Annotated in this window: 17 protein-coding genes and 1 pseudogene; 11 read left to right on the top strand and 7 right to left on the bottom strand. The window is 45.1% G+C overall.

Annotated elements, in window-relative coordinates; genetic code table 11:
* Positions 1–291: 291 nt before the first annotated feature.
* A complete protein-coding gene (locus MSSIT_RS02295) occupies positions 292–1,089 on the top strand; it encodes a hypothetical protein (RefSeq protein WP_052721488.1) in 798 nt (265 codons plus the stop codon).
* Positions 1,086–4,256: a DEAD/DEAH box helicase gene (locus MSSIT_RS02290; RefSeq protein ID WP_048169646.1), complete on the top strand. Its 3,171-nt coding sequence runs from the start codon at positions 1,086–1,088 to the stop codon at positions 4,254–4,256. The genes MSSIT_RS02295 and MSSIT_RS02290 overlap by 4 nt, the downstream gene beginning before the upstream one ends.
* A gap of 74 nt (positions 4,257–4,330) precedes the next feature.
* Here the strand turns inward: MSSIT_RS02290 and MSSIT_RS02285 are convergent, their stop codons facing one another.
* The 4 genes from MSSIT_RS02285 to MSSIT_RS02270 form a co-directional block, all read right to left on the bottom strand.
* Positions 4,331–4,564, bottom strand: coding sequence for a hypothetical protein (locus tag MSSIT_RS02285; RefSeq protein WP_231590383.1), 234 nt, complete (start codon positions 4,562–4,564; stop codon positions 4,331–4,333).
* A gap of 113 nt (positions 4,565–4,677) precedes the next feature.
* Positions 4,678–4,956: a hypothetical protein gene (locus MSSIT_RS02280; RefSeq protein WP_011020566.1), complete on the bottom strand. Its 279-nt coding sequence runs from the start codon at positions 4,954–4,956 to the stop codon at positions 4,678–4,680.
* A gap of 137 nt (positions 4,957–5,093) precedes the next feature.
* Positions 5,094–5,570 carry a GyrI-like domain-containing protein gene (locus MSSIT_RS02275; protein ID WP_231590382.1) on the bottom strand — a complete coding sequence of 159 codons (477 nt, stop codon included), beginning with the start codon at positions 5,568–5,570 and terminating at the stop codon, positions 5,094–5,096.
* 344 nt (positions 5,571–5,914) lie between these two features.
* On the bottom strand, positions 5,915–6,946 hold the full coding sequence (locus tag MSSIT_RS02270) for a 6-bladed beta-propeller (protein WP_052721487.1): 1,032 nt from the start codon (positions 6,944–6,946) through the stop codon (positions 5,915–5,917).
* 896 nt (positions 6,947–7,842) lie between these two features.
* Between MSSIT_RS02270 and MSSIT_RS24480 the strand changes: the two genes are divergently transcribed.
* On the top strand, positions 7,843–8,715 hold the full coding sequence (locus tag MSSIT_RS24480) for a hypothetical protein (RefSeq protein ID WP_231590381.1): 873 nt from the start codon (positions 7,843–7,845) through the stop codon (positions 8,713–8,715).
* A gap of 168 nt (positions 8,716–8,883) precedes the next feature.
* On the opposite strand, the pseudogene MSSIT_RS25595 reads toward MSSIT_RS24480, so the two are convergent.
* A pseudogene (locus tag MSSIT_RS25595) lies at positions 8,884–9,021 on the bottom strand (transposase); the annotation flags it as partial.
* A gap of 587 nt (positions 9,022–9,608) precedes the next feature.
* Between MSSIT_RS25595 and ltrA the strand changes: the two are divergent.
* Positions 9,609–10,853, top strand: a complete 1,245-nt coding sequence (gene ltrA / locus MSSIT_RS02250; protein ID WP_231590380.1) for a group II intron reverse transcriptase/maturase — start codon at positions 9,609–9,611, stop codon at positions 10,851–10,853.
* Positions 10,854–11,168: 315 nt separating this feature from the next.
* On the top strand, positions 11,169–11,636 hold the full coding sequence (locus MSSIT_RS21580; RefSeq protein WP_082088847.1) for a group II intron maturase-specific domain-containing protein: 468 nt from the start codon (positions 11,169–11,171) through the stop codon (positions 11,634–11,636).
* Positions 11,637–11,754: 118 nt separating this feature from the next.
* Here the strand turns inward: MSSIT_RS21580 and MSSIT_RS25590 are convergent, their stop codons facing one another.
* Entirely contained in the window at positions 11,755–12,051 is a 297-nt protein-coding gene (locus MSSIT_RS25590; RefSeq protein ID WP_048169639.1) for a transposase, read from the bottom strand.
* A 450-nt stretch (positions 12,052–12,501) separates the two neighbouring features.
* Here MSSIT_RS25590 and MSSIT_RS02235 point away from each other — a divergent pair, with 450 nt between their 5' ends.
* The 6 genes from MSSIT_RS02235 to MSSIT_RS02210 all read left to right on the top strand — a co-directional run bounded on the left by MSSIT_RS02235 (position 12,502) and on the right by MSSIT_RS02210 (position 19,842).
* Positions 12,502–14,409 (top strand): alkyl/aryl-sulfatase, encoded by a 1,908-nt coding sequence (locus tag MSSIT_RS02235; protein ID WP_052721485.1) that lies wholly within the window; start codon positions 12,502–12,504, stop codon positions 14,407–14,409.
* 100 nt (positions 14,410–14,509) lie between these two features.
* Complete coding sequence (locus MSSIT_RS02230; protein ID WP_048174444.1) at positions 14,510–16,237, top strand: SulP family inorganic anion transporter; 1,728 nt, start codon at positions 14,510–14,512, stop codon at positions 16,235–16,237.
* Positions 16,238–16,289: 52 nt separating this feature from the next.
* Positions 16,290–17,897 carry an MFS transporter gene (locus tag MSSIT_RS02225; RefSeq protein WP_048169637.1) on the top strand — a complete coding sequence of 536 codons (1,608 nt, stop codon included), beginning with the start codon at positions 16,290–16,292 and terminating at the stop codon, positions 17,895–17,897.
* Between the two features lie 2 nt (positions 17,898–17,899).
* Complete coding sequence (locus MSSIT_RS25175; RefSeq protein ID WP_048169635.1) at positions 17,900–18,247, top strand: SulP family inorganic anion transporter; 348 nt, start codon at positions 17,900–17,902, stop codon at positions 18,245–18,247.
* On the top strand, positions 18,192–19,052 hold the full coding sequence (locus MSSIT_RS21050; protein WP_197080328.1) for a SulP family inorganic anion transporter: 861 nt from the start codon (positions 18,192–18,194) through the stop codon (positions 19,050–19,052). The genes MSSIT_RS25175 and MSSIT_RS21050 overlap by 56 nt, the downstream gene beginning before the upstream one ends.
* Positions 19,053–19,587: 535 nt before the next feature.
* Complete coding sequence (locus MSSIT_RS02210) at positions 19,588–19,842, top strand: hypothetical protein (RefSeq protein WP_231590379.1); 255 nt, start codon at positions 19,588–19,590, stop codon at positions 19,840–19,842.
* Between the two features lie 483 nt (positions 19,843–20,325).
* Here MSSIT_RS02210 and MSSIT_RS02205 read toward each other — a convergent pair whose 3' ends face one another.
* Entirely contained in the window at positions 20,326–21,510 is a 1,185-nt protein-coding gene (locus tag MSSIT_RS02205) for a YncE family protein (protein ID WP_048169633.1), read from the bottom strand.
* Positions 21,511–21,753: the final 243 nt, after the last annotated feature.

The following is a 21,753-nucleotide window of genomic DNA, read 5'->3' as shown; positions in this document are numbered from 1 at the left end:
ATATATGCGCTTAAAATATGAGAACTCAGGTTACAAATATTATTTAATTAAAAGTACGCTCTTAGACCACTTTCACAATATTATTATACAACTACTATCTGTTATTCATAATAATAAACGATAAATACAGGTTCTGAGTGGAATCCGAGATATCGTTCTTCCTAAAATTAGGTCTGGAGAAATTAAAATCTTTGAAGCCGAAAAATAGATTGCATGACTGGTATACGCAAACGGACTGGTGAGTTGTTCAATTCAAGGTGAGTTTCAAAGCAAATACACAGAGGCTGCGTCATGAGTCTAACCTTTGCAAATATTGAGTATGAGAATAATCATGCCTCCGTATCATGGCGCGGTTTGAAATTTACAAATAATGGTTCATTCCTAGTTTTTCTGAAGGACGACGTCGCAAGTCGTTTGGATGATACATCTGGAAGGGATGATTTCAGTAGCCACCTTAAAGGTCTTTCATTGACTGGCATGGGTCAGAAAAGTTTGAAAGCAGTTTTGAATGCTGACGTACCAGAAGAGCGGGCATGGGCCGCAGGTGAGGCTTTGGCTGAGGCATATCTAATACATAGTCATGGGGTCGTTTTTCCTTGGAACATGGAACGGGATAAACGTAATCCTTTTGGAAGTTTGCCGGGAGCCGACATTGTAGGTTTTATCAATGATGGACTAGGTTATCGTTTTGCACTAGGCGAAGTTAAGACTTCTGGCGAACAGAAGATACCTCCACAGGTCATGTCTGGACGTAGTGGACAAATGGGACATCAAATTGATAAATTGGCCAACAATCTCACGATAATTAATCAGCTACTGAGGTGGCTTCTTCCACGAGTGAAGGGCACCAAATATGAATCGGTCTTTGACCAAGCATCGATAGCATTCTTTAACTCAGGAAATAAACAAATGGCTATTTTTGGTGTGCTAATAAGGGATACATCACCCAATGAGCTCGATTTATCTGGTCGAGGAAAGGTTCTAAGGAAAACACTAGTATCTCCAACAAACTGCAACCTTGTAGCCTTATATTTGCCATGGAGCTTGGACCAGCTAATTGATCAAATTAGAGGTGGAGTTTTGTCATGACTTCTTTGTTGTTAGACTCTCTCCACGAAAAACGAAGAGAAGCACTTGATATTGCAAATCGCATTCAAGTCTACCGGGAGATAATTAAGAAAGAGCCTGATGTGGACTTGAGGCTTGTTCAGGATGTCGCTAATGCTCTGGAACTAGCATCACTAGATCTTACTCTGGAACGATTTGAAGAAGATGATGCAAAGCTGAGAGCAATGCGAGAAAGTGCAGCAGATGCATTCCGCCTTCTCCGCGTACTACCGCTACCCAACGAACCTCTTAAGGCTTCGATTCAGATATTGCGCATGTCCGCTTTGGCAGTGCTTGGAGACAAGGGTGCAGATGCGGCCAGAATGCTTCGCCAAGAAGAATGGCCTGTACTTCCAACTGACAGTGATGATTGGGGCAAGAGAACTTGGGCGACCATTGTCGATGTATGGTTGCGCCTAATTCGTAAAAAAGGTTGGGAAGATCGCGACATTGTGTTGCAGAGAATTGCGGAACTCAGGAATAGGCAAAATGAGTTTGAAAATACCTATCTTGATAGTATGGAACCGGTTCATGCTAAAGCAGCAGCTTTAGAACTCATTGGGCTTTATCACCTTGCCAAAACAGGAGAAATTTTTGCACTGTTCATTACAGATGGTGCTGTTGAAGGTAACTACCAAGTTAATCAGTTGCTTGATACGCATTTTGACCGAGTGTTTGCAGTCTGTGAAAATGCCCGTATGATAGAATTGGAACCACTTGCGCGTCTACTAGCTGCGGCTTCTTCACAAATGGTCGAGAATTCTATATGGACAGTGACTAGGGCAGCCTATCCTAAAGTGATAAAATTTGTTGAGACTCTAGTGGATAAAGGACGTGGTGACAAAGCCTTGTTCGATGTTCTACCTCCTCAAAGAAGAACTTTGCTAGAGAAAGGGCTACTTGGTTCAAGTCGACGAGCCGTCGTCGTCAGCCTGCCTACTTCCAGTGGAAAAACATTGATTGCACAGTTCCGTATCCTTCAAGCTCTTAATCAGTTTGATGAAGAAGAAGGATGGGTTGCTTACCTTGCTCCATCAAGAGCTTTGGTCAATCAAGTAACAAGACAATTGCGCCAAGATTTTGCTCCATTATCCCTAATTGTTGAAAAAGTCAGCCCTGCTTTAGAAATCGACAATATAGAGATGCATATTCTCCAAGAGAATGACATCGGGCAGAAATTCAGAATCCTTGTCACTACACCCGAAAAACTGGACCTTATGCTTCGTCAAGGCTGGGAAGAAAAAATTGGACGTCCTCTGACCTTGGTTGTCGTCGACGAGGCACATAATATTCAGGATGAACATAGAGGGCTAAAATTGGAGTTGCTTTTAGCAACTATTAACAAAGAATGCCGCTATGCACAGTTCCTTCTACTGACACCATTCATTCAAAATGCCCGTGAAGTTGCTCGCTGGTTAGGGGGAACAAGCTCGGAAGATATCAGTCTCTCTCTAGATTGGCAACCCAATGACCGAGCAATTGGGATTGTTGAAGCAGTAAAAGGAAGGCATATAAAAGGCAGAAGTTTTGATTATCATCTGAATTTCGAAACTGTTCACACAACGCGTAAGACTATCGCGCTGGAGGAAATAATCCCTTTACCGAAATCAACGTCTATTGCCCCATATTTCTCCCAGGCGAACAAAAATGGAGAGATTGCAGCAATTACGGCCCAGTATCTTAAGGGTCGTGGTCCAGTCATCGTCATGCATGCACGTCCCGATTGGGTATGGTCACTTGCTAGAAAATTCAAAATTGAAGAGAACTTTAAACGTGCAAATGATGAAGATGTCAGACTTGTTCAGGAGTTTCTGCGATTGGAACTTGGCGAAGATTTTCCTTTAATCGAACTTCTTGATTATGGAATTGGTGTACACCACTCAGGATTACCTGAGGAGGTTCGAGTTTTGATGGAGTGGCTCTTTGAAAAGTCCCGACTGGATTTCCTGATTGCTACCACCACCATTGCGCAGGGCATTAACTTCCCTGTTAGTGGGGTGGTTATGGCCTCTCACCAGTATTTTAGTGAAAAAAAGGGTGCATATAATATGCCAGCAGAAGACTTTTGGAATATTGCTGGGCGTGCAGGTCGTGTATCACAAGGTCAATTAGGAGTGATTGCTCTGGCCGCTAACAACAAACAGAAAGCAGATGCACTCCGAGTTTTCATTAATAACAACACCGGGGATCTTAATTCAGCCTTGATAGATTTAGCTAAGGCTGCTGGCGAGCAACTTGGTGACCTTGGAGCAATTGTATATAATATTCCTGAATGGTCAAGTTTCCTGCAATACCTTGTTCACACTTATCGTCAGATGGGAGAACCGGATACTTTCTCTGAAGAGATAGAACAAGTACTCAGAGGCACACTCGGTTTTGAAAAATTGCGTACAAAGGATAGCCAAATTGCCCTCCGCCTATTAGATGGGATTGAAGAATACACGAAATACTTTCAAAAACCTGGTCAACCATTGAAGTTAGTGGACAGCACAGGATTTTCTCTACAAAGTATAAAGACAATCTTGCAACATAAAGGAAACATTGATTCGGCTTCATGGAATACTGAGAATCTTTTTGATTCAAGAAATAATGATCTTCAGGACATGATGGGTGTTCTACTAAGAGTTCCTGAGCTACGTGAAAACCTTAAAGAAGCAACCGGTGGCGATGGACCCGATGGAAATAAGTTAGCTTCAATTGTAAAAGACTGGGTAGGTGGAGCATCAATTGGAGAAATCGCTCAGTGGTACTTTCAGAATGAAAATGAGGATACAGTCACCGCGTTGACTAAATGTGGGCAAAACCTTTTTGGGAAACTAACGCAGACTGCCTCTTGGGGGCTTGGGGCACTATTAGCCATTACTGGTGAAAATCTCGATGACGAAAGTATGAAAAAGCTTAGGAATCTTCCATCTAGAGTTTTTTACGGAGTTAATAGTGATGAGGCGATTGTGCTTCGACTATTGGGAATTCCTCGTTCGGCAGCAACGTCAATGGCGGACTATTTAAGTGTTCAGACAGAGGAACCATTGCCTAAGGTGCGAAATATGCTGGTTGAACTAAGTGAAGATGACTGGAAGCAAGCTATGGGTGCGAATGGTAGAACCTACCGTAGGGTGTGGCGCGTGTTGGAAGGTATTGATGAATAATCAAGTATGATAGACACACTTAAACTCACATAGAGCTGATAACCACCGATGAATCGCTATCAATTGACCAAAATTCACTTATTATAACCGAATTTTTTATCGTACTTTTTATGGTCAATTATGTCAAGCACCAATACGATAATTTCAATACCTGAACTTCCCGCTGTAAGCGTATAAAGCATCCTCCAGAAATTAGGAAGTTCAACTCTAAATAGATTCGTTATTCCATACCTGGTTTTATATTCCGCAGGAATCAGTTTTTTGGCAATTGGTTGACCATAATGGACATTCTCCTTTAGAAGTTCCACTTTCTAAAGGAAAGCATTAAGGATTATCTCTTCTTGCTTTGATTCAGGTGCTCTACTAATGAGAGAATTGTATGCATCTGCGGCTTCAGGGGTCAGGATTACTCGAATATATTTCATAATTCAAGTCCCTGAACCACTGCCTTTCTCAGGTTTTCATTCCTGCTGTGAATCCAGGTTATTCCCCTAAGTCCAACAGCAATCTTATTGCTCTGCTCCAGATAGTCCAGAATAACCATCAGTGTGTTATGGTTTACCTGTCTTGGCAGCATTTTTTTGAGTTCGGCAACTGTCACAACACTGTCAGGGCTGTTTTGCAGAGTGTCTTCTACCATAAGAATAGTGTTAAGAGTTGGAGAAGGTTTTGCTTTATCGGAGTTTAATGCTTCTGCCATTTCTTTGTCTCCAGTAGGTTTGTAACAGCTTTTAGGATTTTGCTTTTAATGATGACTATGTAATAAAAGGTTATTAACTAATAACTAACTGATATTTACAAATACTTATGTTTTCCGGAGTAAGATTCTTCACCGTATCATTCCAGAGGAGCATAAATTTCAGTCAATATCTCTTCAGGCTGAACTTCTCGAGGATCATTAAGATATACTTCACGGACAGGACCAGTAATTCTTTTTCCATTCTCTGAAATCCAGGAAAATAGTTTTTCATAAGCGAGGGTGCATTCCTCGTAAGGGCCCTTATGAACAATCTTTGCCATTTTCCCTCCCGGAAGCTTATAGACCTTAATTTCCTCATCCCCGGTAATTTCAACAAATTCATAGATAGGGAATACAACTTCAATATCAGCATTTCCCTCTTCATCAGCTTTCTGGACTTCTTCAACTGTGATCTCATGACAGAGAAAAGCAGGGTAGGTGGCAAGCGGAATATTTTTGCTTAAAGCAAACTCACAAATTCTCTGAAACATTACCGGGATCTCCCTGTAAGCTCCGGTCTTACGCATACCAAGCACAAGTTGAGGGCTAAGTTCAACAATAGTGACTTCGGGCACCAAAAACCTCCTTTACTATTGAAAATATATTGAAAGATTGTAATATATAGTTAAGGATTATTGATCCTCGTTCGATTAGATAAACTGTCAATACATAAATTGCGCATTTCCCAGCCTTCACATGGCGGAGGTCTTGAGTTTGAATCTCAGCAGGCCCACTCTCTGTTTCTTCTTTATTTTTTGATTATAAGAGCGTAAAGAGCTTTTTTTCTAATGCTTCAACTTTTGCTTCGAAGTCGGATTTTACTTCCGATCATGTAACTTGAAATTCACCATAAAACTCCTTATCCAAATGAATAACATAAACAGGATTTTTCTCTATAAAATCGAGATTTCCATCGTTTTCAAAAACAATCGAAAGAAAAATTACAAAAATTGAAAGGACATCTGCGGAAAATCAAATAAGATCCCCAGCTAGTAAGAAATTTACCATTGCTGTCAAATTTCTGAACGCGGTGATTACCAGTATCGACAACACAAACGTTGTCCAAAGGATCAACAGTTACACCGGATGGAGAGCTAAATTCTCCAGCCCCACTGCCGTAAGAACCCCATTTAGTAAGAAATATACCATTGCTGTCAAATTTCAGAACGCGATGGTTGCCTGTATCGGCAACATAAACATCGTCCAAAGAATCAACAGTTATGCCAAATGGAGAGTTAAATTCCCCAGCCCCACTGCCAGAAGAACCCCATCTAATAAGAAATTTACCGCTGCTGTCAAATTTCTGAATGCGATGATTGTCAGTATCGGCGACATAAACATTGCCCAAAGAATCAACAGTTATACCAAATGGAGAGCTAAATTGCCCATCGCCACCGCCATAAGAACCCCATCCAGTAAGAAATTTACCACTGCTATCAAATTTCTGAATGCGATGATTATTAGTATCGGCGACATAAACGTGGTCAGCAGGATCGACAGTTATTCCACTAAGTAGACTAAATTGTCCAGAGCTATCCCCAGAGGAACCCCATCCAGTAAGAAATTTACCACTGCTATCAAATTTCTGAATGCGATAATTGCAAGTGTCGGCAACATAAACATTACCCAAAGAATCAACAGTTACACCAAATGGAGAGCTAAATTCCCTATCCTCACTGCCATAAGAACCCCAGCTAGTAAGAAGTTTACCACTGCTATCAAATTTCTGAATACGATGAAAGTTAGGTTCTGAAACATAAACATTACCCGAAGAATCAACAGCAATACCTTGTGGATTCATCATTTGTCCGGTACCACTTTCATCAGAACCCCACTTTATAATAAAATTAGTATTTGCGGCATGCGTAAGGTTGGAACTCATTAAGCCAAGAAACAGCAAAAGAAAACAAAAAAAAACTTTTCCAAAAATGCTTTCCTGTTGGGACTTCACTTTGAATTCTCCTATTTTATTTGAAGCTTTTCTAAAGTTAATTTACAGATAGTTGTTAGTAAGACCCCATTTGATGTATTACTGTGTACATATAGAATAAAAAGATTAGGAAGTGATATTATATTTTATATTAAATAGTCATGTAGACTTTTATGTAAAAAGAACATATTGCGTTTAAACCTACTCCAGAATCTATGACGGTTTGTAGAGATATGAAATGTAAGAAGTTCGAATCTCAGCGGGCCCACCACATTTATCTGGTTCTTTTGATGCTGATTCGAGTATAAGAGTGAGAGCTGTTTTTCTAGTGATTCTACTCTTGCCTCAAGGTTGGATTGATCCTTCGGTTTTATAACCTGTACATCACCATCGAACTCATCATCCGATGATATCACATATATTGGCTTACCATTATAATTTCCTTAATTGGTAGCAATTTTTGTTTCTTCCTTTGTAGTGGAGGCAATCTACAGGAAGAAACATTCACAGGATAGACAATGACAATCGAAATGAAATGTTTCGAAATTTTAATTCCTAAAGGTATATAGTCCAGGAGTAAAAACTTTATTTGTAGTTGTGTGTTGGTAATTCTCTCATGATTGTGGTGTTATTCTGATGACAGATGATACTTGGAGCATAAGCATTAAAGGTCATGATGGGAAAAAGTGAATCAGGGGAGGATCTGGTGGCGAAGCTTCAATAGATGAGCTTATGGGGAAACTGTCTTCATCTCTTTTGCGTGATGATAACCTCAGCTGACAATACTATCACCAACGGTTTATGGAGATGTGAAAAGAATGGGACTCAAACACCCCAAAGGACCAGGGCATAATATTATCCACTGGAATCTGACCATGCCTGGCTGGTTGACAGCTAAATCGGAGAGATAAACGCTTATGTCAACTTCAATTAAACGAGGCTATATCTATTTTCCGGATACGTGGGAACATATCGAGTCACAGTATATGGGTCCCTTTGTTACCCGCATTGTCCACCGCCGGCCTGATGGCACTGTGGATGTCAGAACCTCCCGGCGACATCGCAAGCGGTTCGGTCCGGAACCAGGCCCTGAAGCGGCGGAAAAAAAACAACCCAGATACCTGCTTTGGCGCCCCCGATCGTTAAACTGGTGGATCGCCGTTTTGTTCATGATTGGCGCCATCCACTTTGCACTGGGCAGCGTCTTATTTCTGGCCGGGTTCAAAAGATATCTCATTCTCAACCTGATTTTTTTCATCGGTTCGATCTTCTTTACCTCTGCCGGTTATTCCCAATACCATCAGTCTATCAACGCCGAGACTACCGTTGACGGTGATGTCCAAAACGCTAAACGCAAATGGTTGGCCTGGCAGCCGGCTCGAATTGATTTTTGGGTTACATTTAGCCAATTTCTGGGAACAATTATGTTCAACTTCAACACGTTTGATGCTTTTCTCAATCTGGGTTGGGTGGGGCAAGACCTGTTGATCTGGGTACCGGACATGGTTGGCTCTATTTTCTTCCAGATCTCCGGTACGTTTGCGGTATTTGAAATTTGTCATCGCTGGTGGTGCTGGCGCAGTCGCAACATTGACTGGTGGATTACGATTATTAACTTTGTAGGATGTGTTGCATTCTTAATTTCGGCATTTCTGGCTTTTATCAGACCTGCCCCCATTTTTAACAATCTCGCGCTGTGGGCCACTGCTTTCACCCTGATTGGGGCAGTTTGCTTTTTTGTCGGCGCTTATTTGATGTGGCCGGAGATGGCCCAGGAAGAGTCGGCATAAACGAAAAAGAGGCATGGACCTTACGTTGAATAATTTGATCGTGGAAGGAAAAAATGAAGCAATAAATAAATTAGACATATTTTTCATAGAGTTAATTTCTAATTGATGATGATGATCTTGAAAATCAAGGCATCCAATCGAAACCTGTGCATATTTTGTTCTGTGACAACTCCTAAGTGTAGGTATGTAAAGTGTAGAATCATTCACATTTGCAGGTACAACGATAATAGAAAGAGGTCGACCCTGTAAATCTACTAAAACGCTTAATTTTATTCCTTTTACCTTCTTGTAACCATCATAGCCGATATTTCCCCTTTTTTAGCCGAAATATCTTTTGTATCAGTAAAAAAGTGCGACAAGAAGCGGTATCTGAGATTGCAGGAAAATCTGCCTCCTATCCGTTTAGGGTGTCCCTACTGTGGCATGCGTTTCTGGTTAACGGGAGGGTGTGAAGCCCACAGGACAACGTGGAAAAGGATAGAACCCTGATCTGTTCAATCTGCAAGGGAAAAGACGCCATGGAGAAGCAAACGCTGAATCATCGAAAGGATCGTCATGATAAACAAGTGAAAACAGGGCGATACACTTGGGCCAAAATGGCATGGAACCTGGCCATCCTGGTTGTTTTACAGAATGGCAAACGGACGAAATGGTTCCCGGTCTATAGATGGCTCCTAAAGCGCCAAAAATATCTCCGATACTGAACTTGGTAACCCGTATACGCTCCTCAAAAGAGGTATGCAAGTCGCGAGACCTACAAATAGTGTAGACGGGAAAGGATGTTTCAAAAAGCGAACGCCTGCCTATAATGGACAGGATAGAGGCTTATGCCTTAGCCTGAAAAGGCGCTGACTTGAAACAGGTGTTTCACGGCAAAGAAAGGAGGTATACCAGTGAAAGTGCAGCATTCAACGACGCCTCATAGCGAGAAGCGCACTGACCGGAGCTTTTCAAGTCAATGGAATTCTATTGACTGGGAAGCAACTATATTCCGAGTTAACCGGCTACAGACCCGGATTGCAAAGGCAACAAACAACGAAAACTGGAATCTGGTTAAAAGACTAACATACCTATTAACTCATTCCTACTTCGCAAAACTGTTATCAGTGCGGATAGTTACGCAGAATCGTGGTAAGCGAACTGCTGGCATAGATAGAGAACTCTGGACTTCCGCATCGGACAAGATGCAGGCAGCAATCAATCTTTCAGAACAACACTATCGAGCATATCCATTACGCCGTATCTATATCCCCAAACCTGGAAAAATTAGCAAACGTCCTCTGTCTATCCCTACTATGAGAGACCGAGCTATGCAAGCTCTGTATGCTCTAGGTCTTCAGCCTGTAGCTGAAACTACAGCTGATACTCGATCCTTTGGATTTCGCCTTTTCAAATGTGCACAAGATGCATCAAATTATGCATTCCGATGCCTCTGGAAAACGACATCTAGCCCTTGGATTCTAGAAGGTGATATCAAAGGCTGTTTTGATAACATTTCCCATTCTTGGCTCAAGAACAATATCCTAATTGATAAATCAATCCTATCTCAATTCCTGAAATCTGGTTTCACTCTTGATGACAAGTTCCACTCCACTGACATAGGTACACCCCAGGGAGGAAACATCTCTCCTGTACTAGCTAATATGACATTGGATAGAATAGAAAAACTCCTTCACGAACATTTTCCGAAAATGAAAGTACACCTCATCCGCTACGTAGATGACTTTTTAGTCACTGCTCCAACAAAGGAAATAGCAGCTGAAGTACGTGATATCATCCGTGAATTTCTGGCAATTAGAGGCCTTGAACTCTCTCTTGAGAAAACATTAATTACTCATATCGACGATGGATTTGACTTCCTTGGCTGGCATTTCCGTAAATACAAAGGACAACTTCTAATAAAACCATCCGAGAAGTCAATCAAATCGATTTCTCAGAAGCTCAAGACTACCGTAAGTAATGCTAGGTCATGGACACAAAATGAACTCATCAAGAAGCTTAACCAAATAATCAGAGGATGGGCCAATTATCATCGTCACATAGTGGCTAAGGTTATTTTCAAAAGACTTGATCACTATGTATGGGAACTCACCTGGCAGTGGGGAAAAAGGCGACACCCAAATAAAGGTTATAAATGAATATTCAACAAGTATTGGTCTTCTGAAGGTTCAAGGAATTGGGTCTTCCAGACTAAAGAGACAAAACTTCTCCAATTCTCAGATTTCCAAATCCGCCGGCATTCAATGCCCAAACTTGATGCTAATCCTTACCTTGATAGGAGTTATTTCCTCGAAAGAAAGAACCGCATCAAGAAACAAACACCATGGATTCAAACTAAACTTCCATTTTTCTTTTAAAGCCGCCTGAAAAGGTTGTGAAATGCGCGAGCGAACTGCGGTGAAAGTCGCACGGTTCGTTCCTGGAAGAGAGGGAAAGATTAATCTTTCCTTCCTATTCAACTCCGAAAATATAGAGGAAAACTTCTGATTAAGCCATCCCAAAAATCAATCAAATCGATTACTCAAAGGCTCAAGGTTATTGTCAGCAAGGCTAAATCATGGACACAAGATGAACTTATCAAAACCCTTAACCCGGTAATCAGAGGATGGACGAACTATCACCGTCACATAGTGGCAAAGGATACTTTCCGAAAACTTGATTCCTATCTATGGGAAATCACTTGGCAATGGGGAAAACGGAGACATCCTAATAAGGGTCACAAATGGATTGCAAACAAGTATTGGGCCTCTGAAGGTACCCGAAAATGGATATTTCAGACCAAAGAGACCAAACTTCTCAAATTTTCAGATACCAAAATCCGCCGGCATTCACTGCCCAAACTTGATGCCAACCCATACCTTAACAGGCAATATTTCCTTGAAAGGAAGGATCGTATCAAAAGACAGGCACCATGGATATAAACCAGACTTCCATTCTTCTTTTAGAGCCGCCTGAAAAGGTTGTGAAATGCGCGAGCGAATTGCGGTGAAAGTCGCACGGTTCGTTCCTGGAAGGGAGGGAAAGAGTAATCTTTCCTTCCTATTCAACATGGGAGAGATCTATTTTGTTCAGATCATAACCTTTGTTTAAAAGTTCATTGAAGATCTTCTGGTAAATGCCATGTTCACACAGGTAAAGATGAAATCTATGAACCGTTGACTTAGATCCATAGCGGCGAGGAACATCTTTCCAAGTACAACCTGTCATAACAACGTATAAAATACCGTTAAATAACTTCCTCATATTTGCGCGTGGTCTTCCTGTAGGTGATTTCTGTGGAGGAAGATAAGGTTCTATGGATTCCCATAGAACGTCATCGATTTCATGAAATGACATAAAAATAAATTTATAATTTCAATAACATATTAGTTTTGGGATAGGCTCAATAGATGCTTAGCTGAGTAATGGCATCTTGAAGTAGACAAATGGGGAACTATTGGAAGGGCATTTTTGGGAACTGAAACCACGGGGACAAAAGAACACAGTTACACATTGCATAATAATGCTGGTAGCTGAAAGTGAGCTGTCGGAACTGAAACGCTCTTTGAACACGGAGGTAAAAATACAGTTTCCAATCTCGCTATTTGAAAGCAACTACAACTCCAGAGAATACTTAGGCATTATTGCCTGTTGATGGGGCGTTTGCTGTTTGTTAATTTCTTCTGATGTCTAACCATATACTTTGAAATATTGGAAGTAAACCGAGTTTCATCGGGGGACTTTGCAACATATGGGACATATTGTAAAATTCTTTGTATTGACTTTATTAACAAAAGGGGGATTGAAATGACTGAAAGATCAAATGAGGCTACAAAATTTACCAAAGCCTCCAACTCCGAATTTTTAAGCAAATTACCCTTTGAAGACCGTCGCGATTTTGAAGATGCGGCAAGGGGCTTCATCGCCCCGCTGCCTGACAGGGGAGTGATCAAAGATGATAACGGGCGCGTTGTCTGGGATTTGACTCGCTATGACTTTATCAAAGAAGACGCATCGTCCCCGGAAACAGTTAATCCCAGCCTGTGGCGACAATCACAGCTGGTTTTAAAGGGTGGTTTGTTCAAAGTAGTCGATCGCTTGTATCAGATTCGTTCGGCCGACCTTTCAAATATGACCATCGTCGAGGGGGATACCGGTCTAATCATTTTTGATCCGCTTATTTCCGCCGAAACGGCCAAAGCGGCGCTTGAACTCTACTACGAACACCGCCCCAAAAAACCGGTGGTAGCCGTCGTTCACTCGCACAGTCACGTAGACCATTATGGCGGCGTGCGGGGCGTGGTCTCGGAAGAGGATGTGAAGACGGGCAAGGTCATGATCATCGCGCCGGTCGGTTTTCTGAAAGCGGCCGTGGCCGAAAACGTACTGGCCGGCAATGTGATGAGCCGTCGAGCCAGTTACATGTACGGCAATCTACTGCCGCCCGGACCCAAAGGGATGGTAGGCACCGGCCTGGGGATGAGTACCTCCAACGGCACCATCACCCTGATTCCGCCCACCCACGAAATTACCGAGACGGGGCAAAAGATGAACATAGACGGCTTGACTTTCGAGTTCCTGCTGGCACCGGACACCGAGGCTCCGGCTGAGATGCACTGGTATATCGAAGAGCTCAAAGCTCTGACCGCCGCCGAGAACTGCTGCCACACGCTGCACAATACCTATTCGATGAGGGGTACAAGTTGCCGTGACCCGCAAGCCTGGTCAAAATATCTCAACCAGACCATTGACATGTGGGGTGACAAAACTGAGGTTATGTACGGCATGCATCATTGGCCGGTATGGGGCAAAGAGCGGGTTCTTGAGATGCTTAAGAAAGGACGTGATGGCTATCGTTTCATCAATGATCAGACACTGCGTCTGGCCAACCACGGTTATACACCGGTGGAGATTGCGGAAATGATTGAGTATCCGCCGGAACTGGCCAGACACTGGGCCATGCGCGGTTACTACGGCACGCTCAACCATAATGTAAAGGCAGCCTACACCAAGTATCTGGGCTGGTTTGACGGCAATCCTGCCACTCTGCATGAGCTTCCTCCGGAAGATGCGGCCAAGAAATACGTTGAGATGATGGGCGGGGTCGATGCTGTTGTGGAAAAAGCGACCAAGGACTATGCCAAAGGCGAGTATCGCTGGGTGTCCGAAGTGGTGAAACACGTTGTCTTTGCCGATCCGGAGCATAAAGCCGCGCGTGAACTGTTGGCCGATGCCTTTGAGCAGATGGGCTACCAGGCGGAGTCCGGCCCGTGGCGTAACTTCTACCTGACCGGGGCCAAGGAACTGCGTGAAGGGGTCAAACAGCTTCCTACGCCTAACACGGCCAGTCCCGATACAGTGCGGGCGATGAGTTTGGACCTGTTCTTTGATTATTTGGGGATGCGCCTGAATGGCCCTAAAGCGGCCGGCAAGAAGATTACGGTTAACTTTGACTTTACCGATACGGGCGAAACGGCCGTGCTCTTTTTAGCCAACGCCGCTTTGAACCACTCACCGGATCGGCAAGTCGCCAACGCCGACGCCAGCCTGACTCTGACGCGGATAGCCCTGAACAAAATCATCCTCCAAGAATCCACCTTCGACGAAGAAATCAAAAACGGCGAGGTGCAGGTTGAGGGCAGTCTAGATAAGGTTCACGAACTGATTTCACTACTGGATGTGTTTGAATTCTGGTTCAACATTGTGACGCCATAAATAATCCCACCGTAAGGGAGGCTAAGAGTAAAAAACTTCGACTCCTTTATGGTATTCGCGTTCTTTGCAGTTAATAGCCTTTTTCGGTAGCGATCTTCTTATGAACATCAAAAACTATGCACGTTCGCTGAAACCAGACCCAAAGACTTTGAAATCTGATGTGGTATCCGGTTTTGCCACCGGCTTGTTCAGCATCCCCGAAGGGACGGCTTACGCCCAACTGGCGGGGGTCAATCCAGTCTACGGCCTCTATTCCGGGATTTCGGCGACCATTGCGTCGTCGCTGACCACGGGCACTATCCTGATGATTAGTACCCTGACCAGCGCCATCGCCCTGTCAACCGGCAGCGTGATGCAGGTGGCCGGCATTCAAGACAGCCAGATGCCCCAGGCCCTGTTTACCATCACCTTCCTGATAGGCGCCATTATGTTTGCTATGGGCCTATTGCGTATGGGCATGGTGGTCAATTTTGTCTCAAATGCAGTGATGACCGGCTTTGTGGCGGCGGCCTCGCTGCTGATTATCATCTGTGAAATGGGCGACTTTTCCGGCTATGCCCCATCGGGCGCAAATAAGCTGATGGAGATGATCAATTGGCTGGCCAACATCGGCCAGTGGGAGACGACGACAACGATCGTGGGGGTCGTAACCATCATCATGATGGTTGGGCTAAAAATGATCAAACCGACCGAGAAGCTGGCAGCCATCATCACCCTCATTGTGATGACTATTGTGGTCAATCTACTGGGCATGTCCTCGGTAGCGCTGGTCAAGAGCATTGCCACCATCCCCAATAGCCTGCCTATGCCTATGCTGCCCGATTTCAGCTTATTACCCAAGCTGGCTTTAGGTTCGATATCGGTGGCCTTGGTGGCCCTGGTCCAGGGGGCCGGCATCAGCACGGCCTATCCCAACACCGATGGTAGCCGGACCAGCCAAAACCGGGACTTCACCGGCGAAGGCTTGGGCAACCTGGTCGGCAGTTTCTTTCAGTCAATGGGCACCGGCGGCTCGCTCTCGCGGACGGGCATTAGCGTGGGGGCCGGGGCCTCCTCTCGCTGGGGCGGCATCTTTGCCGGACTGTGGCTGGCCTTGATTGTAGTGCTATTGGGCAGTCTGGCGGAGTTGGTACCGCTGACCGTCATCGCCGGCATGTTGTTTGTGATTGGAGCCGAGTTGATTCTGGCCCGGCTGCCGGACGCGCGGCTTATCTACCGTACCTCGTGGGGCTCTGTAGCCGCCGGGATGCTGACCTTCCTGTCAGCTCTCTTTATCCCGCTGCAATGGACTATCTTCCTGGGCGCGGGACTATCGCTGGTTTTGTACATTTATGCGTCCTCGAAGGATGTTCGAGTGACCTGCCTGGTTCGCAATGAAAACGGCCATTACGAAGAACGAGACGTGCCGGACGCATACCCTTCGAACGAGGTGACCATACTTTCTCTTGGCGGCCACGAATTTTACGCGGAAACCCCCCTCCTGGATGAGCTTATGCCGGCCACCCGTGGGGTTAAGCATGCTGCCGTGATTCTTCGGGTTCGGGGCCGTGAACAGGCCAGCAGCACCGGTTTGAAATGGTTGCAGCGTTATGCCAGGGAATTGCAAGAGGGTGGCAATTTACTGTTGCTGGCCGGTGTTCAGCCGGTGGTAAAAGATGAGTTGGAGCGAACCGGACTGATGGATATCGTTGGTCAGGAGAATGTGTTCGAGGCGCAGCCTGGCCTTGGGGCATCGTTAGATGCGGCCCTGGCAGCGGCGCAGACCTGGTTGTCTACTCGCCAATCTACCGTAGAAATTAGCGGCGAGGCAGGCTCGACCGAAGAATAATCTACACTTTAAAAATGAGACCCACCAACCACCTCTCAAAAGCGAGGACAGTATGAGTAATCAACAAACTGAACTCAAATCAACCGTTGTCCCGGCTGAGTCGGCGGGCGCGCCTGAGAAGGCCGGGATCATCCTAGCCACTCTCATCATTGTGGCCGCCGTGGCCAATCTCCCGCTGGCTATGGCCAACGTGGCGCTGCCGTCCATCGGTGACTATTTCAATGCCTCCCAGACGCAACTCAACCTGGTGGCGGTCAGTTATTCGCTGGGCCTGGCCTGCTCGGTCCTGTGGCTTGGCGCCCTGGGGGATCGCTACGGGCGCAAGCTGATGCTGATCCTCGGCGTTTCCCTGGCGATGCCGGCCGCCCTGGTCAGCGGATTTGCGCCGACGATCGAGATATTGATTGCCGGGCGTCTTGTGGGCGGCTTCGCCGCGGGTATGGCCTACCCGACGACGTTGTCTTTGATCACCGCCCTGTGGGGAGCAGGGCCGGCGCGCACACATTCGATTGCGTTGTGGGCGGCCATTGGCGGCGCCATCAATGCCGTCGGCCCGCTAACCTCGGGTTTGCTGCTAACGGTTTTCCCCTGGAGCTCCATCTTTTTCGTGCTTCTGCCGCTGGCGGTCGTGGCGCTCCTGATGGCGATCAGGTTTGTGCCGGGGCACGTCAACGAGACGAGCGAATCCGTTGACAACCTGGGCGGCATCCTGTCACTAATCCTCGTTGGATCATTTATCCTGGCGATCAATTTTGTACCTGTGCCCGATGCCACGACCCTGGTCATTATCCTGGCTATCATTGCGCTGATTGCAGCCGTCCTATTTGTCATGCGGCAGCGGCGAGCTGAGAACCCGCTTTATGACCTCAAGGTGGCCGCCCGACCGACCTTCTGGGTGGCGGGGGTGGGCGGCATCATCGTCTTTGGCTCGTTGATGGGGGCGCTGTTTATCGGCCAGCAGTTCCTGCAGAATGTCCTGGACTACTCGACGGTGAACTCCGGCCTGGCCATCCTGCCGGCGGCGTTCTTTATGATCCTGATCGCCCCGCGTTCGGCCAAGCTCATCCAAGCGCGCGGTTCCCGGTTCACCCTGCTGGGTGGTTACTTGTTTATCCTGCTCGGTTTCCTGACCATGTTCTTGTTGTGGAATGAAGGTATCCCCTACTGGATGGTGGGGCTGGGGTACTCCTTTCTCGGGGTCGGAGTCGGGCTGGCCGGCACACCCGCTTCAAATGCGTTGACCGGCTCGGTGCCGGTCACCCGGGTAGGGATGGCCTCCGGTACGGCTGACCTACAGCGCGACCTAGGCGGTGCCTTGTTCCAGTCGATCTTCGGCGCTTTGCTCGCGGCGGGTTATGCGGCGTCGACGGCGGCCCAACTGGCCGACGTGCCGAATGCGGCGCAACTTCCCGACAGCGTGACGAGTGGCTTTTTGATGTCCTACGCCGGCGCCCAGAGTGTGGCCGCGCAGTACCCGCAGTATGCCGATCAGATCACGGCTGCGGCCAGGATCGCCTTTCTGGCCGGCGATAAAAGTGCCTACATTGCCGGGATCATTGCCGTTCTGGTCGGCGCGGCGCTGGTCGTCCTCTTCTTTCCGAAGCGAGCAAAAGAACGGGAGCTGCTGCAAGAGTACCATACGGCAGATATGCAGCAATAGATATGGCGCTAATTTCAAAATTTTTGGTTTTTGACCGCAAGAATATCTCAAGTGACGCCGGGGCTGGATTAACCGCAGCGATGGTGGCTATCCCTGACGCCATCGCCTCGGCAATTTTGGCCGGCGTTAACCCAACCTTCGCCTTTAACTCGATGATGGTGGGGATGCCCGTAGCCGGGCTGTTTACCGGTTCGCAATATATGAACTGCGCCCTGACCAGCGCCATGATGCTGGTGATGGCCGGCGCGGTGGCCAGCGCCAGGGAGGTGGACCCGATCTCGCTGATTGTCACTTTTGACCATTCTGGTCGGTCTCTTCCAGTTGTTATTGGGCCTGCTGAAATTGGGTAAGGTGACCCGCTTCATCTCCAATGCCGTGATGACCGGCTTTTTCAGCGGCATTGCCATTACTATCATTCTAAGCCAGTTGGGTGGGCTAACCGGCTTCGAAAGCGAGGCCAGTAGTCACTTGACCAGGCCCATCGACCTGCTGTTCCATCTGGGTCAAATCCATTGGCCTTCATTGTTGACCGGCCTGGCCACAATGGCCATCATTTTTCTGTTGGCCTGCACCCGCTTAAAAAATTATGCCCTGATCATCGCTTTGCTGGGTGTGTCAGCCGTCGTCTCACTGGTAGGCCTCGAGTCGGTTCAGTTGGTGGGAGACCGCTACAACATCGCCGCGACCACCGTTGACGGTGATGTCCAAAATGCTAAACGCAAATGGTTGGCCTGGCAGCCTGTTCGAATTGATTTTTGGGTTACATTTAGTCAATTTCTGGGAACAATTATGTTCAACTTCAACACGTTTGATGCTTTTCTCAATCTGGGTTGGATAGGGCAAGACCTGTTGATATGGGTACCGGACATGGTTGGCTCTATTTTCTTCCAGATCTCCGGTACGCTTGCGGTATTTGAAATTTGTCATCGCTGGTGGTGCTGGCGCAGTCGCAACATTGACTGGTGGATTACGATTATTAACTTTGTAGGATGTGTTGCATTCTTAATTTCGGCATTTCTGGCTTATATCAGACCTGACCCCATTTTTGACAACCTCGCGCTGTGGTCCACTGCCTTCACCCTGATCGGGGCGGTTTGCTTTTTTGTCGGCGCTTATTTGATGTGGCCGGAGATGGCCCGGGAAGAGTCGGCATAAACGAAATTGTACAATCAAATTGAATTTTAAGACACGTTCTTAGAGAATTCAGACAAACAAGACCAATATACCCTTTCTCTTTGACTTTAGCTTTATGGTGATAGTCTTGCCAGGTATGAAGCTGGAAGAAAACACTGACATTAATTATTTTGCTAAACTTTAAAAATAATTTATTTAAATTTCCTGGTAGAGATCAAAGTAAATATAGAAAAATTACTCTGCAAACGAGCTTTTATGTTTCTATTTTCCAGGTTTTATTATACCCATCCAACTAATATTATACTACCAGCATCTCTGGAATACTATCGAAATAATATTTGATCAATGAGATAACTATTTATAGAAAGTTTTTGTATATCAGTGTACCTGATTTTCTGTAAACTCATAAATTTCAAAAATTTACACGATAGAAAATTCCACATCGGAAGAACAAAATCATACACAGTACACAAAAAATTGACTTGGAACTTATAGCAAATGCGTGACACTGCCTTTTGTATTTAGAATCTAAGTGCAGGTAAAAAAAAACTTTACAGTGGGAAAAGAACTTTACAGTGGGGAAGAAAAACTGCAGGTGAAATATATGAAAAAGGACGAGACATATTTCAGGCTGTTTGACAGCGTGATAGGCTATGATGGTGCTGTAATTCGTGGGGGAAACGGCATTGAAGTCCGGATAATGAGAGGTCTGGGCTCTCTTGGACATTTCCTGTACGTGATCTTAGTATTACTGCCAATAGCTTACTTGCTGATTATTATATTTTCATGGATCTTTGGAAAAATAATGTAAATACGCGCTTCTACACAAAAAAGCTCTCGGTTTCATTGGGGTACTAACAGCGTTTTTGGAGGCAATTGCAGCATGGGTGGCTATATCCTGAATAAGTAAATGCCCGCCCGATCCCCATGGAATAAAATACATCCTTGAGGCTAGCTGGAGATTAGATTGTACAGCTCATCGATTCCACATATCCTTAATCCTATCTCTAACTTAACATTTTTTATCAGTATTCTACTGTTCGGTTTTTTTCATTCAATGAACGAGAAAGACCTAATATGCTTGTGCTCGTCAAACACGGTGCTTGAGTCGCTTATTCGCCGGTCTTCACAAGGCGGAGGTCCTGAGTTCGAACATCAGCGGGCTCACTGTTTTGATCTTATTTCTTTTCTGATTTAGAGGTTTTATAGACTTCTTTTTCTAATGCTTCGATTCTTGCTTTTAGGTAGGATTTTGCGGCTGGTTGCACAATTCTAACTTATCCACCAAATCCTATTACTTTATTCTGAACCTCCACATTCCATATAGACAGCCCAGGCTTCCCAATAATCCAAAACCCGGAGTAGAGTTATTTTTGCTCGATTCATTTTTACCTGAGCTACTACCGTAATCAGATTCGGAATTATTATTTTTTGAATTGTTGAAGTCGACAGCATTTTGTCCTTCAGATGACAAATTAGTTTTTTCAGTTCCGACATCTTCAGTTACGTTGGAGTTTGTCCCTGTGCTTTGGACAGTCATATCAGAATCTGTAAGAGGTACAATTACAACATTAGTAGGGTAGACTCCTGCATTCACCGTAGCCGTAACAGTGTCTGTGGCTGTGTCAATTACGGAAACAGTGTTATTGTTAGCTACATATACTTTATTTCCATCAGAAGTGACTGCAACAAGATTGGGCGAGTTTCCTACAGGCACAGTGGCTATTACATTATCCATGTCTGTGTTAATTACAGAGACAGTGTTGCTGTCATAGTTAGGTACGTATACCTTTTTTCCGTCCGGTGTGACTACACCCTTATAAGGACTGTCTCCTACAGATATATTGGCTGTAACTTTGTTTGTAGCTGCATCGATTGCATAAATAGTGTTGTTGAAAGTGTTTGTAGCGTAGATTTTTTCCCCATCCGGTGTAAATGCAATACCATAAGTACTCGGTTCCACAATAACCGGTGCCATTAAAGTGTTTGTCGCTGTATTAATTACAGAGATATCGGTGTTGTCACGCTGCTTCGTCACATAAACTCTTGTTCCTGCGGGGTTAAATGTAATTCCAGACGGATAACTACTTTCTATATTCACTTTGGCATTGACAGTATTTGCGGCTGTGTCAATTACATAAACAATGAAGACGTTGTTTATAGTTGCGGACGCTACATATGCCTTTGTTCCTCTAGGGTTGACTGCAACTCCTACAGGCCATCCTCCACCGAGAGACACTCTGGCTGTAATATTGTTAGTTGCTGTGTCAATTACAGCGACATAAGGGGTAGGAACAGTACCATTATAATTCATATCGTAATAATAACCTCCCTGATCATAATCTCTCAGATTTGTCACATATGCAAATGGAGCCGCACCTGCTACACCAGCGAATATTAAAATCGTAAGTGAAGTTATTCCCAAAACTTTTATGAGAGTGTGCTCTTGATATTTTTTATTACATGTAATTTCTTCCATTTTAAACCCCAACTTATGAACTTATTAAAAAGCAACAAAATCAGCGACTCTCTCCTATATTTTGTTCATACCAGCACCCTATAAATAAAGAGGTTTCGATAAACCCCAATCTTTGGCTGGTTGTTATAGGTTCATAAACAACCGTTGAAACGAGAAGTTTATCGAACTCCTCTGAGGGATTTTTAACTTATATATATACGCACAGATTCTGAGCTACCATATGTGCGTTCAAGTAATCCTGGA

Source organism: Methanosarcina siciliae T4/M, assembly GCF_000970085.1.
Lineage (GTDB): Archaea > Halobacteriota > Methanosarcinia > Methanosarcinales > Methanosarcinaceae > Methanosarcina > Methanosarcina siciliae.
Note: the sequence above shows the minus strand (reverse complement) of the source record. Positions and strands in the feature narration are given on the sequence as shown.